The sequence below is a fragment of the Bacteroides sp. 1_1_30 genome, from assembly GCF_020982715.1.
Classification (GTDB): domain Bacteria; phylum Bacteroidota; class Bacteroidia; order Bacteroidales; family Bacteroidaceae; genus Bacteroides; species Bacteroides xylanisolvens.
Genome location: NZ_JAJKHN010000186.1, coordinates 1 through 2,082 on the forward strand (window position 1 = coordinate 1; position 2,082 = coordinate 2,082).

Annotated in this window: 1 protein-coding gene; it reads left to right on the top strand. The window is 37.3% G+C overall.

The window, feature by feature from the left end; genetic code table 11:
* Nucleotides 1-703: 703 nt before the first annotated feature.
* Nucleotides 704-1,933 carry a site-specific integrase gene (locus LPH68_RS26000; RefSeq protein WP_004311878.1) on the top strand — a complete coding sequence of 410 codons (1,230 nt, stop codon included), beginning with the start codon at nucleotides 704-706 and terminating at the stop codon, nucleotides 1,931-1,933.
* Nucleotides 1,934-2,082 lie beyond the last annotated feature (149 nt).

Here is a 2,082-nt window from a genome sequence, read left to right on the forward strand (position 1 = left end):
TCATAAGAAAATATAGGCACTGACTGAATTAGCTAAATGAGCGGAGAAAAACTTACCACCAAATTTGACGAAGAACCTATTATATCTTAATACTTTCCTGAAAAACATACCGAAGTTACAAAAGTTTGCTGAATAGTAATCTTTTACGATACCAACAAAAAAAGAAGAATTCAGATTTATTCAGTTTTAAATCATTCAATGCTCTTTCTCTATAATACGTCCAATTCTTCCAGCTCCTTCACTTTTCTTCTGTATGGCCGATAAACAAGCTGTTTGTAGGTGAATAGCCACCCCTTCACCTGCTCTTCATCGTGAATCAAATCAAATTGCAGCCTCCAGATTCCACCATTGAGTAAAATTAGTAAAGCTATTTCGTAATTAGTTTCAACCTTGTTTGAAACTAAAAGTTTCAAACAAGGGAAACACTTTGTTTCAACCTTTGAAACAAAGTGTTTTTTCAAGATGCGCAAATATAGTGCAAACCTATTAAAATTCAAATAGTTATAAAACTAATGTTTTAATCGGATGTGGTGAATAAAGCTAAATAGAGCATATTTGGGAGTGAGTTATGTTACTTATCTGTTACCTCTTCCAATTTGCCTACTAATCGGATATAAGGCATTAGTTTTCAATATATTGCATTATTCTTCATAACTTCAAATACCTCAACAGTAATTAAATTTGTAACTAAAAAAGTTGAGTTATGAGAAGTACATTCAGAGTGTTGTTTTACACTAAAAATCAATCGATTAAGAATGGTAAAGTACCTGTAATGGGACGTATTACCATCAACAAGACCACAGCTTGCTTTAGCTGTAAGAAGGAGGTGTCTATTTCTTTATGGGACGCCAAAGCTAATAGGGCTAAAGGGAAATCCGAAGAAGCTAGAATGTTAAACCAGGAACTTGATAATGCCAAAGCCCAAATTGCCAAGCATTACCAATACATATGCGATCATGACAGTTTTGTCACAGCCAAGAAAGTCTATAGCCGCTATGTCGGTTTTAAAGAAGATTCCCACACCCTTATGGAGCTTTTCAGGGAACAGCTTGAGTCATACAAGGAGAAAGTAGGCAAGGAAAAGGCAAAAAGCACCTATCTTGGTTTAGTAGCCGATTATAAGAGCGCATTGCTTTTTTTGAAAGACAAAAAGAATGTTGAGGACATTGCACTTGATGAACTTGACAAAGATTTTATTGAAGACTATTATAATTGGATGTTGGGCACATGCGGCTCGGCCAGTTCTACAGCATTCGGACGTGTTAATACCATGAAATGGCTAATGCATATCGCTCAAGAGAAAGGTTTAATAAAAGTTCATCCCTTCACGGGTTTTGGATGTAAGCCGGGATATAAAAGACGTTCATTTCTCTCTGAAGAAGAACTGCAGAGGCTTATACATGTAGAATTGAGGTATAAACGTCAGCAGGCTATGCGTGACATGCTACTTTTCATGTGCTTCACAGGCCTCGCCTTCGCAGATCTGAAAGCAATTACTTATAAGAATATCCATACAGATTCTGATGGTGGCACATGGCTCATGGGAAACCGTATAAAAACAGGCGTAGCATACGTCGTGAAATTATTACCTATAGCAATTGAACTTGTAGAAAAGTATAAGGGTGATAACAAAAAGAAAGATTCTCCTGATTGCGTTTTCCCCGTCGGTGATTATGAAACCATGAAAAGTAGTTTTAAGGTTTTAGGGAAAAAGTGTGATTGTAATGTAAATATCACCCCTCATATCGGGAGACATACCTTTGCAGTTTTGGCTATATTGAAAGGCATGCCGTTAGAAACTTTGCAAAAAGTATTAGGACACAAATCGATTCTTTCCACACAAGTCTATGCTGAACTGATCAATCCGAAGGTTGGGGAAGATACGGATAGGATGTGCGACAAGATTGGTTCCGTGTATCGCTTGGCCAATTAGAATAAGTATGAAAAAACACCCTTCAGCAAATGTTGAAGGGTGTTTTTCGTATTCAGGCAGGTTGCTTATTTCGGTAGTGTAAAATAAACTGTGTCACGCATTATTTATCTCTAGAAAACTCATCGGTCGGGGAACGGCCCGCGCCAAGG